Source organism: Altericroceibacterium spongiae, from assembly GCF_003610805.1.
GTDB classification, from domain to species: domain Bacteria; phylum Pseudomonadota; class Alphaproteobacteria; order Sphingomonadales; family Sphingomonadaceae; genus Altericroceibacterium; species Altericroceibacterium spongiae.
Window position 1 is genome coordinate 300,696 of sequence record NZ_RAPF01000003.1, and the last position, 14,994, is coordinate 315,689.

At 57.1% G+C, this 14,994-nt stretch carries 12 protein-coding genes; 4 read left to right on the forward strand and 8 right to left on the reverse strand.

The annotated features are described in order from the left end of the window. Positions 1-173: 173 nt before the first annotated feature. Positions 174-2,645 (forward strand): plasma-membrane proton-efflux P-type ATPase, encoded by a 2,472-nt coding sequence (locus D6851_RS07380; protein ID WP_120324241.1) that lies wholly within the window; start codon positions 174-176, stop codon positions 2,643-2,645. Between the two features lie 183 nt (positions 2,646-2,828). On the opposite strand, the gene miaB is transcribed toward D6851_RS07380, so the two are convergent. From miaB to D6851_RS07420, 8 genes are all read right to left on the reverse strand, one after another. Then, positions 2,829-4,160 carry a tRNA (N6-isopentenyl adenosine(37)-C2)-methylthiotransferase MiaB gene (gene miaB, locus D6851_RS07385; protein ID WP_120324242.1) on the reverse strand — a complete coding sequence of 444 codons (1,332 nt, stop codon included), beginning with the start codon at positions 4,158-4,160 and terminating at the stop codon, positions 2,829-2,831. A gap of 74 nt (positions 4,161-4,234) precedes the next feature. Beyond that, positions 4,235-4,888 (reverse strand): lysophospholipid acyltransferase family protein, encoded by a 654-nt coding sequence (locus tag D6851_RS07390; protein ID WP_183030023.1) that lies wholly within the window; start codon positions 4,886-4,888, stop codon positions 4,235-4,237. A 105-nt stretch (positions 4,889-4,993) separates the two neighbouring features. Beyond that, positions 4,994-5,416 (reverse strand): Fur family transcriptional regulator, encoded by a 423-nt coding sequence (locus tag D6851_RS07395; RefSeq protein WP_120324244.1) that lies wholly within the window; start codon positions 5,414-5,416, stop codon positions 4,994-4,996. 77 nt (positions 5,417-5,493) lie between these two features. Continuing rightward, positions 5,494-5,931, reverse strand: coding sequence for a Ros/MucR family transcriptional regulator (locus D6851_RS07400; RefSeq protein WP_120324245.1), 438 nt, complete (start codon positions 5,929-5,931; stop codon positions 5,494-5,496). A 146-nt stretch (positions 5,932-6,077) separates the two neighbouring features. Then, the gene (locus D6851_RS07405) at positions 6,078-6,539 is read right to left on the reverse strand and encodes a GNAT family N-acetyltransferase (RefSeq protein ID WP_238473984.1); all 462 of its coding nucleotides are present in this window, start codon (positions 6,537-6,539) and stop codon (positions 6,078-6,080) included. Continuing rightward, a complete protein-coding gene (tsaB, locus tag D6851_RS07410) occupies positions 6,536-7,174 on the reverse strand; it encodes a tRNA (adenosine(37)-N6)-threonylcarbamoyltransferase complex dimerization subunit type 1 TsaB (RefSeq protein ID WP_120324247.1) in 639 nt (212 codons plus the stop codon). The genes D6851_RS07405 and tsaB overlap by 4 nt, the downstream gene beginning before the upstream one ends. A gap of 182 nt (positions 7,175-7,356) precedes the next feature. Continuing rightward, positions 7,357-7,950, reverse strand: a complete 594-nt coding sequence (locus tag D6851_RS07415; RefSeq protein ID WP_120324248.1) for a malonic semialdehyde reductase — start codon at positions 7,948-7,950, stop codon at positions 7,357-7,359. Positions 7,951-7,963: 13 nt separating this feature from the next. Beyond that, positions 7,964-8,542 (reverse strand): NifU family protein, encoded by a 579-nt coding sequence (locus tag D6851_RS07420; protein ID WP_120324440.1) that lies wholly within the window; start codon positions 8,540-8,542, stop codon positions 7,964-7,966. 117 nt (positions 8,543-8,659) lie between these two features. Here D6851_RS07420 and D6851_RS07425 point away from each other — a divergent pair, with 117 nt between their 5' ends. The 3 genes from D6851_RS07425 (at position 8,660) to D6851_RS07435 (ending at position 14,970) form a co-directional block, all read left to right on the forward strand. Further along, positions 8,660-11,596, forward strand: coding sequence for a M16 family metallopeptidase (locus D6851_RS07425; protein ID WP_120324441.1), 2,937 nt, complete (start codon positions 8,660-8,662; stop codon positions 11,594-11,596). 89 nt (positions 11,597-11,685) lie between these two features. Continuing rightward, entirely contained in the window at positions 11,686-13,059 is a 1,374-nt protein-coding gene (locus D6851_RS07430) for a class II 3-deoxy-7-phosphoheptulonate synthase (protein ID WP_120324249.1), read from the forward strand. Between the two features lie 96 nt (positions 13,060-13,155). Further along, on the forward strand, positions 13,156-14,970 hold the full coding sequence (locus tag D6851_RS07435; RefSeq protein ID WP_120324250.1) for a sensor domain-containing diguanylate cyclase: 1,815 nt from the start codon (positions 13,156-13,158) through the stop codon (positions 14,968-14,970). Positions 14,971-14,994: the final 24 nt, after the last annotated feature.

The window sequence follows — 14,994 nt, forward strand, 5'->3', positions numbered from 1 at the left end:
GATTCGAAAGATAGGCGCCTTGTAGCCGGAGACAAGCACGCGTTTTCATCTGGCAGTGGATAGTTGGGTTCTTTTTCATTTCAGCCGTTTGCCGGGTTTGTTCATTTCGCATTTGCACAATCGGCAATAAAGTATCATGCATAGGACCCCACCAACGGTACCGGAGTGTTTCGATGTCGGAAACAACCGCGATCTCGCAGGATTTGGGCGCCAATAAACAGCCGGGCGGTAATCGACCGGAGACAGCCTTATCGCCTCACGGACTGAGTAGTGACGACGCTGCGAACCTTCTTGCGCAATATGGTGAGAATGTTCTTGCCGAAAAGCAGACCAGTCTGCTGAAAAAGCTGGCCGGCTTCTTCTGGGGGCCGATCCCGTGGATGATCGAGGTTGCTGCGCTGCTGAGCGCCATTGTCGGTCATTGGGAAGATTTTGCCGTTATTGTTACCATGTTGCTGGTGAATGCCGGGGTGGGTTTCTGGCAGGAATATAAAGCGGATAATGCTATTGCATTGCTGCGCCAGCGCCTTGCGCCCTCCGCGCGCGTACTGCGTGACGGGACCTGGCAGGACATCGCTGCCCGATTGCTGGTGCCCGGTGATGTCGTTGCTCTCAAGCTCGGCAGTATCGTTCCTGCCGATGTGGAGCTGGCGGGTGGGGACTATCTCAGCGTCGACCAGTCGGCGCTGACCGGGGAATCGCTGCCTGTCGATAAAGCACCCGGAGACAGCGCCTATTCGGGTTCTATTGTTAAACTCGGGGAAATGACCGGGCAGGTCACGGCTACCGGGATGAATACCTATTTCGGCAAAACCGCCCGGTTGGTGGATGAGGCGAAGAGCCAGTCCCATTTCCAGCGCGCTGTCTTGCGGATCGGTAATTTTCTGATTTTGCTGACGGTCGGGCTGGTTACGCTGATCGCCATGGTGGCGCTTTTCCGGCAGGACCCGTTGATGGAAACGGCGCAATTTGCGTTGATTCTGACGGTGGCATCTATCCCCGTCGCTTTGCCGGCAGTGCTTTCGGTGACCATGGCCGTCGGGGCTGAGCGTCTGGCGCGGATGAAGGCGATTGTCTCCCGGCTTGTGGCGATCGAGGAAATGGCAGGCATGGACCTGCTCTGCACCGACAAGACCGGTACGCTCACACAAAATCGCCTGTCGCTTGGCGAGCCATGGCTGGCGAAAGGCGTTACCGGAGACCAGCTCGTTCTGATGGCGGCGCTCGCCTGCCGGCGCGATGCGCCTGATGCTATCGATGCGGCTGTGCTCGAAAAAGCCGATAAAACGCGTTTGAACCGCTGGACAGTCGGCCATTTCCAGCCCTTCGATCCGGTCATTAAACGTGCCGAAGCTCAGGCGTCGCAGAGTGGCGATATCGTCATGGCGACAAAGGGCGCACCGCAGGTTGTCGCCGATCTGTGCGCTTTGCAGGGAGGCGCCCGCGAAGCCATGGAGCGGGAAGTGATCGCTCATGCGGATAAAGGATTTCGCACGCTCGCCGTGGCGCGGAAGAGCGGGGAGGAGCCATGGCAGTTTCTGGGCCTTCTTTCTCTCTCCGATCCTCCGCGTGAAGACAGTGCCGAAACGATAGCTGAAGCGCGCTCCATGGGGCTCGACTTCAAGATGGTCACCGGAGATCATGAAGCGATAGGCCGGCATATTGCCGGGCAACTGGGCATGGGGTCCAACATTGTCGTGGCGGATTCGGTGTTCGGCAAAGATGCACCGCCGGACCGGTTGGCGGCTATCGAAAGTGCCGATGGCTTCGCACGCGTTTTCCCCGAGCATAAATTCGAAATCGTCAAAACATTGCAGGGCGCCGGGCATATTGTTGGCATGACCGGCGATGGTGTGAATGATGCTCCGGCGTTGAAACAGGCCGATGTCGGCATCGCAGTGAGCGGTGCGACCGATGCAGCGGCTGCGGCCGCCGATCTGGTCCTGACGGCGCCGGGCCTGTCGGTTATCAATCGGGCGATCGAAGAAGCGCGGCAGATTTTCGAACGAATGACAGCTTATGCGATCTTCCGCATCGCTGAAACCACCCGTATTTTGCTGTTTATGACGGCCAGCATTCTGGCATTCGACTTTTATCCCGTCACAGCGATCATGGTAGTCTTACTGGCATTGCTCAATGACATACCGATTATGGCGATTGCCTATGACAATGCAGCCATAGCCCGCAAACCGTTGCGATGGGACATGCGGCGGGTGTTGATGGTGGCGACGACTCTCGGTGTCTATGGTGTTTTCACCAGCTTCGGACTGTTCTGGTTTGTGCGCGAATATCTGCAACTGCCGTCCGAGCAGGTGCAATCGCTCGTCTTCCTTAAACTGCTCGTGGCCGGGCATATGACGATCTATGTCACGCGCAATAAAGGTGGCGTGTGGACACGGCCATGGCCAAGCTGGAAACTGATCCTGCCTTGCGAGCTGACCCAGCTTCTGGGCACGCTTGGCGTGGTCTATGGTGTCTTTATGGCCCCCGTAGGCTGGGCTATGGCCCTGTTCGTCTGGGCTTATGCGCTGGTGGCTTTTATCGTGGCAAGCCTGATCGTTGTCGGGCTTTACCGGTTGCTCGAACACCGTGTCGCACATCAGCAGCGTCATCTGACCCGGGTGGAAACGAGCCAGCATAGCTAACGCCCGGTACAATATGAAAAGCGCCGCTGCGCTGACTTGCTTTGTACTCAGCGATGAGGAGTCTTCGCCCCTGGACCCATTATCAGGCAAATGGCGGATAACAGGCCTGGGAGAGATCTTCGCATATGGCCACCTTGCGTTTATAATAAACGTAGGTGGCCATTTCGATGTATAAGATACCGATCAGGCCGCGATTTTTTCGAGCAATCGTCCGCGAATGGAATTGGGGCCGGCTTCGGCCAGTTCTACCTGCACCAGATCGCCAATCTGCGCCTCACCTTCGAAGAAGACCGATTGCAGCCAGGGCGATTTGCCCAGCCACTGACCGGGATGTTTGCCCTTGCGCTCTACCAGTACATCGCAGATTTTGCCTTCGCTGGCTCTGTTGAAGGCGAGCTGGTCCCGATTAAGGGCGGCCTGCAGGCGCTGCAGGCGCTCATCCATCACTTCGCGGGCAATCTGGCCTTCCATACCTGCCGCCGGTGTGCCGGGGCGCGGAGAATATTTGAAGCTGAAAGCCTGCGCATAACGCACTTCGTCGACCAGTTTCAGCGTGTCTTCAAACTCGGCATCGCTTTCGCCCGGGAAACCAACGATGAAATCGCCCGAAAGGGCAATATCGGGGCGAACTTCGCGGAAGCGTTCCAGCAGTTTGAGATAGCTTTCTGCCGTATGGCTCCGGTTCATGGCTTTCAGCACACGGTCGGACCCGCTTTGAACCGGCAAATGCAGATAGGGCATCAGCTTTTCGACTTCGCCATGTGCCGCGATCAGAGCATCGGACATATCGTTCGGATGGCTTGTCGTATAACGAATGCGCTGAAGGTCGGGCAGCGCGGCGAGCGCTTTGATAAGGCCTTCCAGCCCGGTGCTGTTGCCTTTGGCATCTTCACCCGACCAGGCATTCACATTCTGTCCGAGCAGAGTAATCTCGCGTGCACCACTTGCCACGAGCCGTTCGGCTTCGGTCACCAGATCTGCAAAGGGGCGGGAGATTTCCGCGCCGCGTGTATAAGGCACTACGCAATAGGTGCAGAATTTGTCGCAGCCTTCCTGAATAGTCAGAAAGGCGCTCGGGCCGACTTTGCGGCGGCGGGGCAAGGCGTCGAATTTGGTCTCTGCGGGCATATCCGTGTCGGTGGCCCGTTCGCCTCTGGCTGCCTTGTCGATCATGTCGGGCAGGCGGTGATATGCCTGCGGACCGACAACCATGCCAACCGCCGGAGAGCGCTTCATAATCTCCTCGCCCTCAGCCTGCGCTACACAGCCGGCCACGGCGATCATCGGTTGTTTGCCATTCTTGGTCAGACGGCCAATATCCGAATAGACCTTTTCGGCGGCTTTTTCGCGAATATGGCAGGTGTTGAGCACGATGAGATCGGCATCTTCGCCTTCGGCAGCCGGTGTCATGCCTTTATCGCCCAGCAATTCGCCCATGCGTTCACCGTCATAGACATTCATCTGGCAACCGAAGCTCTTGACCCGATAGGTCTTGGGAGGGGCACTTTGTCGCATAGGGCGCCTTTACGGGATTTGGCCTGAAATTCCTAGGCCTTCAATGGAGAGCAGAATGTGCGAATTTGTTGCGGTCAGCTGGTAAGGCTCTGTGCAATCGCGCGTTGCGCCGCCGCTGCCATGGATTTCCGATCCGCACAGTCAGGTCCTTCAAGCGGGGGCAGGAAATGAATCGTCAGATGAACGGATTTGCGGCGGGATAGTACCATGCGGACATTGGTGGCGCCCTCTCCGACCCAGGCAATATCTGTCGCTTCCTCATAGAGCAGGGCAACCGGTTGAACACGGGTAGTCTGGCTTTTGAGCGGATCGATGGCGGCCAGCAAGGCGCTTTTGAAGGGCAGAATGCCTGTTCCGTCGCTGGTTGTGCCTTCGGGAAAGATCGTTAGCGGCCGTTTACCCAGCGCTTGCCTGATAGCGCCGGTTTGTTCGGTGAGAGTGGAACGGTGATGGCGGGCAATGAAAATCGTCTCATTCTGTTCGCATAGCCATTTAAGCAACTTCTGCCCTGCAAGGCCATCATGCGCGACAAAGGCACTCCGAGCGGCCCCGGCCAGCGCCAGAATATCCAGCCAGCTCACATGATTGGCGAGCAGGAGCGCATTCTTTTCCGGCTGTCCTCTAACCTGCACACGCAACCCAGCAATATGGCCGACGACATGCAGGAAGAAGGGTGGGATAAGCCGTGGCTTGCCCAGTAATCTACAGATCAGATGCAATGGAATCATGCAAACGGACCACGCCAGTATCAGGGCGATCCGAAGGATAAGGCGTAAGTGGGGCATCATGCTTCAGGCCCGGTACGAACCACCGGTAGCAGGCATGCAGGGCAATCAGTCTTCCCGGTCAAGCCGGACGCCATACAGCTCCATCCTGTGATCGACCAGGCGATAGCCCAGCTTCTCGGCAATCTGGCGCTGCAACGCTTCCAGCTCGGGATCGACGAATTCAACGACCTTGCCGGTTTCCACGTCAATCAGGTGATCGTGATGGGCTTCGGGGGCAGCTTCGTAGCGGGCGCGGCCGTCGCCGAAATCGTGGCGGTCAAGAATGCCGGCTTCTTCGAACAGGCGAACCGTGCGGTACACGGTAGCAATCGAGATTTTCGGATCCACGGCAGAAGCGCGCTGATGCAACAGCTCCACATCGGGGTGATCATCGCTTTCGGACAAGACCTTGGCAATGATACGCCGTTGTTCCGTAATTCTCAGCCCACGCTCTGCACAGAGCTGCTCAAGATCGATACCTTGCTGCAAAACTATCCCCGCAAATCAAAATGCCCCGCTACTATGGGAGCGGCGGGGCACTTTTTCAACATAATGAAGCAAACAACTCAGGCGGTTTTTTTCTTCCGTCCGCGGCGCTGGCCGGGCTGGCGGCCAAGGCCGATCTTTTTTGCCAGTTCGCGGCGCTTTTCCGCATAGTTGGGGGCAACCATGGGATAGTCGGCGGGCAGATCCCAGCGCGCACGATATTCTTCCGGTGTCATACCGTGATCGGTCATCAGGTGGCGTTTGAGCATCTTCATTTTCTTGCCATCTTCCAGGCAAACGAGATGATCGGGCTTCACCGATGCGCGAACAGATACGGCTGGTTCGGGGCGTTCTTCTTCAACTTCCTGAGTTCCGAGGCCCGAAAGAGCGCCGAATACATTCTGAATAAGCGAAGGGACATCCTCAACCGCAACATTATTGTTGCTGACATGGGCAGCGACGATGTCGGACGTCAGTGTAATAAGCGTTTCCGACATATCCGTTTCAAAATTATCCATTTAAACCTCAATTTTTGCGACATTGTTCTAAGGAATTATTGGAGCATTACGCTCTGTCACGAATGAAGCGCCTATTGGAACAATTGCAGATTGATTACAAGCAAACTCTTTCAGTAAATGCAATACGGGTAAAACTACAGATCAAATCAATCGATACAGTTAAGGCTGAATGTCAGGGCATCGATAGGTCCGGCCGATGTATTTCTGTAGTAATTGATACGTCTGCCGATTTGAGTGAAGCCGCAGGCTCTGTATAATTTTTCCGCAGGGTTGCCGTCACGCATTTCAAGAAAAACACGATTTATACCACGTTCGCGGCAGTTTATAATAAATCTGCCGAGTAATGCTCTGCCGATTCCGCAGCGACGAAAGTCAGGATGAACGGCAAGTAACAGCAATTCTTCTTCATCCACCGCGCATCGGCTCATGGCAAAACCGGTTATCGGATCGCTGTCTCCCGGTTCCCGGCCGTCGGGGCCGGCGATCCAGTAATATGTATTTGGCATAAGCAGCGAATCCGAAACCTGCCGGCGAGTCCACGCTTCGCCGAAAGCCGGGTCGAAAGCGACTTCCATCACGTCCATGATTTGATCGATGTGATCTCTCAAGCCGCGCCTTTCCTGTTGGTTTTTTGCGGCAATTTGGCATCCGGTCCACGCCCGTAAAGAGGGGACAGGCGGTCGCTCAGCAAGCTCCGGGGCAAAAGTAACGCGCAACGCGCATCGGGCCGCAGTGGCAAAGCCTTGCCATTACCGCGCAGGGATACGAGCGCATCTGCCTGAGATCCGGCGACATAAGCATGGCGGGCTGCCTGTGCGGCTTCTTCCGGGCCAAGCGAAACCAGTTCGCTTTCCGGCAGTCCATCCCTGGCAAAATCCTGCACGAACCATTCGCCATGGCCGCCGGTCACAGCAACGCTGACCGGTTTGTCGACGCCCGCTTCGGTGCGGGCCATGGCGGCGATCAAAGCCAGTGTTGGATAGCCCGCCACCGGCACTTGCCAGGCAAGGCCGAGTGCGCGGGCTGCGGCCAGCCCTATCCGAACGCCGGTAAAACTGCCGGGGCCGAGCGAGACGAGAATGCGATCCGCGCGCCCTCTGTCGGGCAACTCGCCAATCATCGGTACAAGTCTTTCGGCATGGCCACGGCCGAGTATTTCGAAAAAGCCGTCCACCACCTTGCCGCCGTCAAACAAGGCAGCGGAACAGGCTTCGCTGGCGCTGTCTATTGCGAGTATTCGCAAGATTTCCGTCCTGTTTTAAGCTGAAGTTTCATAAAGCGAGTGGCTGATGCATCCCGAAAGATGCGCGTGCCAACAGACTGCCGTGGCGTCAAGAAGGCAGGCAATAAAGGCCTGTTTCTTGACTGCTTCTTCGCAAATGATGAAAGGAGGCAGCCGCACATCTGTCTATGCTGCCCGATTGTTTAAAGAATGCTGTTGAAGGTATCGAAATCGGGGCGCGGGCTGCGCTGAAAGATGCTGCTCCTGTCGCCATAGCCGATCGTGCAGAGAAAATTGGATTTCCATCGCGGATGGTCGGCAAGAAAGTCTTTATCTACCGCTTCATTGTCAAAACCGGACATGGGGCCGCAATCGAGACCCAGAGCCCGTGCGGCAAGAATTAAATAAGCGCCCTGCAAAGTGGAATTTCGTAATGCGGAAAGCTTGCGCAGTTCTTCGTCATTGGCGAACCAGCTTTTTGCATCGGCATGCGGAAAGAGCCAGGGCAATTGCTCGTGGAAGTCGATATCCATGGCAACGATTGCACAAACCGGGGCGCTGTGCAGCTTGGGTTTATTGCTGGCCGAAACATGCGCGGCCAGCCTTTCCCTCGCTTCCGGCGATGTGCACCAGATGATCCGGGCAGGAAGCTGGTTGGCCGATGTCGGCCCCATTTTTAGCAAATCCCACAGCTGATGAAGCTGCTCTTCGTTCACCGGACGGTCGAGATATCCGTTATAGGTACGTGCTTCGCGAAAGAGCTGATCGAGAGCTGCGTCGGAAAGAGGCGTGGACACGGGATGGCTCCTGTCAGGCGGCGCGGACTTCGCTGACTTCCGGCACGTAATGTTTCAGCAGGCTTTCAATACCATGTTTGAGCGTTGCCGTGGAGCTGGGGCAGCCCGCGCAGGCGCCCTGCATGATAAGATAAACGACACCGTCCCGGAAGCCGCGATAACGGATATCGCCGCCATCGCCTGCCACGGCCGGGCGCACGCGGGTTTCGATCAGATCCTTGATCTGTGCCACCACATCGGCATCGGCGGGATCATCCTCGACATCGCCTTCATCTTCTGCCGGAACCGCGAAGCCCGAAGCATCGCCACCGGTAAAGAGCGGAGCCTGACTGACGAAATGATCCAGCAGGATGGCCACGACCTGCGGTTTAAGAGCCGACCAGTCGACACCCGGTGCGGCTGTGACCGAAACGAAGTCCCCGCCGAAAAAGACGCCGGTAACTTCACCCGTATCGAACAAGGTCGCCGCCAGTGGCGAGGCTTCGGCTTCTTCCGGCGATGCGAAGTCGCGTGTGCCTGCCGGCATCACTGCCTGACCGGGCAGGAATTTCAGTGTTGCAGGGTTGGGCGTGGTTTCGGTCTCTATAAACATAGGCCGGATGTAGGAAGTTGCTGCCATCGCGACAAGCATTGCTGCGGCTAGATTTTCTCGTCGCCCACGTAATTTATTCACTATTGCTTCATGATCACAGCCCCTATGACCGGGTGCATGACGATTTTCTCGCGTATAGCCCGTAATCTTGCTTCCGTTGCTACGCTCGGCCTGCTTCTTTCTTCTCCGACAGCGGTGCAGGCGCAGGATGCTGCCGCTGCATCGGCAGCGAAACAAAGCGTCCCGACAGCGCCACAGCCGCGCTATCTCAAGCCCGATGATCCGTGGATTTATCGCAAGACGGACATTCCGGTCGACAAGGAATGGCTCTTCGGGGAAATGCCTAATGGTTTGCGCTATGCGGTGCGGCGCAATGGCGTTCCGCCGGGGCAGGTTTCTATCCGTATCCGGATCGATGCGGGCTCTCTTTACGAAAAAGCCGATGAGCGCGGTTATGCGCATCTGATCGAGCATCTCACATTTCGGCAATCGAAATATCTCGAATCGGGTGCTGCCATTCCCACCTGGCAGCGGCTGGGTGCGACTTTCGGCAGCGATACCAATGCGGAAACCACGCCGACGCAGACAGTCTACAAGCTCGATCTGCCCAATGCGACGCCCGATCATCTGGCCGAAAGCATGAAATTGCTGTCCGGTATGATCCGCGAGCCGGCTCTCAGTCAGGCCAATCTCAATGCCGACCTTCCGATCGTTCTGGCTGAAAGGCGTGAGAATGCCGGGCCCAATATGCGCGTGGCCGAAGCGACACGCTCCGTCCTGTTCGATGGCCAGCCTTTGTCCGACCGTTCCCCCATCGGCACGGTGAAAACCTTGAAAGCGGCGACCCCGCAAAAGGTGAGAGCGTTCCATGATCGCTGGTACCGGCCGGAAAATACGGTGATTGTGGCGGTTGGCGATGCCGACCCGAAATTGCTCGCCAAGCTGATCGAAGATCGCTTCGCTGACTGGAAAGGCAAGGGTAAGCCTCAGCCTCAGCCCGATTTCGGTACGCCCAAAGCACCTGCGGACGGGAAAGACCCCAATCCGGTCGGCAAGACAGACATTCTGGTCGAACCCAGTCTGCCTCGCGGTATTACCTATGCGATTTTGCGGCCCTGGGAACAGGTCAATGACAATATCGAATATAATCGCGGCCTTCTGATCGATGCTATCGCTCAGGCAATTATCAATCGGCGGCTGGAAGCCAGAGCGCGCGCCGGCGGCAGTTATCTGTTTGCCGGTGTCGAGCAGCAGGATGTCAGCCGCAGTGCCGATGCCACTTTTGTAACGGTGACGCCGTTGGGCGATGACTGGAAAGCCGCTTTGGATGATGTCCGCTCAGTGATCGCCGATGCGCTTGCCGAACCGCCGACCAAAGAAGAAATCCAGCGCGAAGTGGATGAATATCGCGTCGTGTTTGCCAATCAGGTCGAGCAGCGCGATTTGCAGGCGGGCGCTCAACTTGCCGATACGATCGTCAATGCAGTTGATATCCGTGAAGCCGTGGCAGCGCCTGAAGTAGTGCAGCAGGTTTTCACTGGCATGCAGGATCGCTTGACACCTGAAGCTGTGTTCGAAAGCACCAAACGCCTGTTTAGCGGCACTGTGACACGCGCATTGATGCTGACACCCAAGGCGCAGGAAGCAACAGCGGAAGATCTGCGATCTGCCATGAAGGAGAAGGTCGAAGCTTCCGGGGATTCGCGGATTGCTGCGCAGACGATTTCCTTTGCTGATCTGCCGCCCATCGGGACGCCGCAACAGCCGGAAATCCGCGCACCGATGGGCGTTTTCAATATTGAAGGGGTTAAATTCCCCAACGGGGTCACCGGCATGGTCTGGCGTACCACCAATGAGCCGGGGCGTGTGACTGTGCGGGTGCGTTTTGGTAGCGGATATCGCGCTTTTACGGCCAAGGATGCGCCCTATATTCCGCTTGGCGAAATGGCGCTGGTAGGATCGGGCCTGGGCGATCTGGGCGAAGAGGAGCTTGACCGTATTTCGACCGGGCGCAAGCTGGGTTTCGATTTCCGGATCGAAGACGGCACTTTCGTTCTGGAAGGCCGGACCCGCCCGCAGGATGTGGCGGATCAGCTTTATCTGTTCGCCGCCAAGCTTGCCATGCCGCGCTGGAATCCCAATCCGGTCAATCGCGCCAAAGCGGCTATCAGCATGCAATATAATGGCTTCGATGCGAATCCGACCGGGATCATCAATCGTGATCTCGAATGGCTGCTGCATGACAAAGACCCGCGTTTTGCGACGCCAACCCCTGAACAAATCGATCAGACTACGCCGGAAGGCTTTCGCAAAGTGTGGGAACCGCTGCTGAAGCAGGGGCCGGTAGAAGTCATGGTGTTCGGTGATATCGATCCCGACCAAACTGTGGCAGCATTGTCGCGTACCTTCGGGGCTCTCGATCCGCGCGACCCGATTCCGGCAGCGGCCGAGCAGCGGACAACCTCATTCCCGGCGTCCAATGACAAGCCGCTGGTTATCACTCACCAGGGCGAAGCCGATCAGGCGGCGGCCGTCATGGCCTGGCCGACAGGTGGCGGATCGGCCGGTCTGCCCGAATCGCGCAAGCTGGAAGTGTTGAGCCAGCTTTTCTCGAACCGTCTGCTCGACGCAGTGCGTGAAGGCACAGGGTCAAGCTATGCGCCATCGGTCAGTTCCAACTGGCCGCTCGATACCGATAGCGGTGGCTATATTTTGGCCATGGCACAATTGCCGCCCGAAGCTGTGCCGGTCTTCTTTATCGAAGCGCAGAAGATTGCCGAGGATCTGGCTGCGAATGGCCCGGATGCGGATGAACTGGCCCGCGTGACAGAGCCTTTCCGCCAGTTGCTGATGCGCGTTCAGACCGGCCATGCTTTCTGGATGGACGAGCTGGAAGGGGCCACACGCGACCCTAATCGTCTGTCCAATCTGAACAGCATGATGACGGATTACACCAAGGTTACGCCTGAGGAGATCAAAGCGCTCGCAGCGAAATATCTGACCTCGCATGGGGGGTGGCGTCTGGCAATTATGCCGGAAAAGCGATCACAGTGAACAAAAAGATAACCGATGTAACCTTTGCATCTCACCATTCGAGACAGTAAGGCTCCACGGTTTTCCAGAGAAATGTAAAGAGTTTTGTTGTGGCTAGGAATTGGACACCCGAGAGTTGGAAGCAGCAGGAAGCAAAGCACCTGCCGCATTATGAAGATGCTGCGGAGCTTGCCGCGGCTGAGGAGACGCTCGCCCATTTTCCGCCGCTGGTCTTTGCAGGGGAAGCGCGTGAGCTGAAGCGGCAGCTTGCCGGCGTTTCCGACGGAAACGGTTTTCTGCTCCAGGGTGGCGATTGCGCGGAAAGTTTCGCTGAATTCCATCCCAACAATATTCGCGATACATTCCGCGTCATTCTGCAAATGGCGGTGGTGCTCACTTTCGCCAGCAAACAACCCGTGGTGAAGGTTGGCCGGATGGCTGGCCAGTTCGCCAAGCCGCGCAGCGCGCCTACCGAGAAAAAGGGCGATATGGAGCTGCCGAGCTATTTCGGCGATATTATCAACGGGATTGAATTCGATCCGGCCACCCGGCGCAACGATCCGCAGCGCATGATCCGTGCTTACAGTCAGGCGGCGGCCACACTTAATCTGCTGCGCGCCTTTGCCGGAGGCGGTTATGCCAATCTGCGGCAGGTTCATCAGTGGACGCTGGATTTCATGGGACGCAGCCCCTGGGCGGACCGTTTCTCCGACGTGGCCGACCGGATCAGCGAAGCGCTGGATTTCATGGAAGCCTGCGGTGTCGATCCGCAGTCGGTGCCGCGTCTTCAGAGTACTGATTTCTTCACCAGCCATGAAGCGCTGCTGCTGCCTTACGAACAGGCGCTCACCCGCCAGGATTCGCTGACGGGTGACTGGTTCGATACCAGCGCGCACATGTTGTGGATCGGGGATCGCACCCGTTTCGAAGGTAGTGCGCATGTCGAATATCTGCGCGGCGTCGGCAACCCGATCGGGATGAAATGCGGCCCCAGCCTTGAGCCCGATGCTTTGCTGCGTCTGCTCGATGTACTCAATCCTTCCCGTGAGGCGGGTCGGATGACGCTTATCAGCCGCTTTGGTCATGAAAAGGTCGAAGCGGGTCTGGCGCCGCTGGTTCGTGCCGTGAAGCGTGAAGGCCACCCGGTCGTATGGAGCTGCGACCCGATGCATGGCAATGTCATTAAGTCGGATAGTGGTTACAAGACCCGTCCGTTCGACCGTATTCTGGCCGAAGTGGAAGGCTTCTTCCAGGTTCATCGCGCCGAAGGCACCCATGCGGGTGGCATTCATATCGAGATGACCGGGCAGGATGTGACCGAATGCACCGGTGGGGCCGTGGCGATTACCGATGCCGGGCTGGCCGATCGCTACCATACCCATTGCGATCCGCGTCTCAATGCAGCGCAATCGCTGGAACTGGCTTTCATGCTGGCCGAAAGGCTCAATCAGGAAACCGGGCAGCAACACAGGGACGCTGCCTGATAAGAGTGGTGCCGGGCCGGTTTGATGGCCCGGTCCACATGATCCCATCTATTTGTTAAGGTTTGGCTTTTACACTCACTCCGTTCGGGAGGGAATGTGGTGCTGAAACTTATCGATCTGCGTTGGCCGCTTTTGTGGTCACTGGCGTGGCTCATCTGGGTTACTGCGTCCCTCTTTGTTTCTCGTTCGGCAGAGGTGATCATGATCATCTGGCCGGGCGCGGGCATTATGGTGGCGGCTTTTCATGCCACGCCCTTTCGGAAATGGCCGCCATTGGCACTGGCGATGATCGGCGCCAATATTCTGGCCTTTTCGACTGCCCAGATCCTGCCCCTGACGATTATCGGATTTACCACGGCCAATATGGCGCAGGCTTTTTTATGCGCCGGGATGGGCAAGTTGGTGCTCGGCGATCCACGCAAGAAAGGACGCGCCAGTGATATTGTCGGTCTGTTTTTCGCGGCATTTTTGGGCAGCGTTACAGCAGCGCTGATTGCCTTACCGTTCCGCTATTCGAGCGGGATTACGCCGTTTCTGTGGTGGGGGCTGGGTAGTATTCTGGGTATTTTCGGCGTCGCTCCGATTATTCTCGCGGCTATCGATAGGTTGAGAGGGCCCGATAAAGATCGGGTATTTATCGAGATGCCGCACGGGCACCCCTGGCTCCTATGGCCGGTCTTTCTTGCTGCTTCATGGTTGGTGCTTACGATCCACCAGGTGCCATTATTCTGGGTACTGGTGGTGGCGCTGGTTTTCGCCATTCTTTATTATGGGTTGCTGAGTGTCTCGGTGGCGCTGACCAGCTTTGCACTGGCGATAATCATGCGCGGGGTGGCCGGCAGCCCGATTGAACCTTTCCCCGGCATGAACAATCTGGAAACAGCCGTTGTTCTGCAGTTTTTCCTGCTCTCTATGCTGGCCTGCATCTTTCCGCTGGCAGCTATTCTGCTTAATCGCGAACAGCTTCAGAAACAGATCGGGGAGCAGAACGAAAAGCTCAAAGCCAGTCTGACCATTCTCAATCTGGCCGAAACGCTCGGCGGAATCGGGCGGTGGTCCTATAACTGGCGTACCGGGGAGCAGGAATGGTCGAAGCAGATGTTTGTGATGCATGGCCTCGATCCGGCGCTGGGGCCGGATCCCGGCAATCAGCGCCATCTGATTTTCAATAATGGCAATGACGTGTTTGCAGAGCTGAATCGTCGCAGGGAAGAACATGCACCCTTCCGGATCGAATATCGCATCCGCCGGGCCGATGGGGAAATGCGCACGCTATATATGGATGCGATGAATCAGTTCGACGATAACGGAGAAAGGGTCAGCACTTTCGCTGTGACGATCGACGTGACCGAATATCGCCAGCGTGAAGAATTGCTCGAAATCGAACGCAGGCGTGCAGTCGAACTGGCTGCCGAGGCGCAGCGTCTGGCTAATACCGATCCGCTAACCGGCCTCGCCAATCGGCGCCGGATTATGCAAAGGTTGCGTGAAACGGTGAGTGAGGCGCGAAGGGAGCGGCGCGTAATGGCGCTGGTGATTTTCGATATCGATCACTTCAAACGCATCAATGATAATTTCGGCCATCAGATGGGTGACGATGTGCTGGTGAGGGTGGCACAGATTGCGTCGGGTCAGGTGCGCGCATCCGATATTGTCGGCCGGATCGGCGGGGAAGAGTTCGTCTGGCTGATTTGCGGCGCGCTGGAAAGCGAAGTGGATATGCTGGCCGAAAGGCTGCGCCGGTCGATCGAGGAGTGCAGTTTCCTGAATAATATGCCGCCTGTAACGGTGAGTGTGGGCGTGGCACTGTTTCGGGAAAACGACAATGCAGAGAGCATGTTCGCCCGTGCAGATCGGGCTCTTTATGCCGCCAAGGCCGATGGACGAAACTGCATTCAACACGCTGCCTGAGCGGCACTTTTTGCGCCGCCGCGC